A 230-nucleotide genomic window follows, 5' to 3' on the forward strand; every position below is an offset into this window, starting at 1 on the left:
GTGCAGGCGGATGAGGTTCGCGACGTCGGCGTTCAGCCCGACGTTGTCGAGACCGATCTCCTCGACGAGTCGGACGGCGCTGTCCGCGGTACCGAGGTAGGTGTCCTCGTACAGCTCCAGCGCCATCGGGAGTCCGACGCTCGCGGCGTGCTCGCCGAGTTCACGCAGACGGGACACGGCGGCGGCACGGACCTCCGCGTCGTCCGGGTCCTTCGGGCCCTGCGCGGTCC

General features: G+C 70.9%; 1 protein-coding gene. It reads right to left on the reverse strand.

Annotated features, from left to right (window positions below; translation table 11 throughout):
- On the reverse strand, positions 1–230 hold a 230-nt coding region (locus ACEN88_RS36445), incomplete at both ends, for a sugar phosphate isomerase/epimerase family protein (protein WP_413347233.1).

The organism is Massilia sp. CT11-108 (assembly GCF_047302915.1).
GTDB classification, from domain to species: domain Bacteria; phylum Pseudomonadota; class Gammaproteobacteria; order Burkholderiales; family Burkholderiaceae_D; genus Telluria; species Telluria orientalis.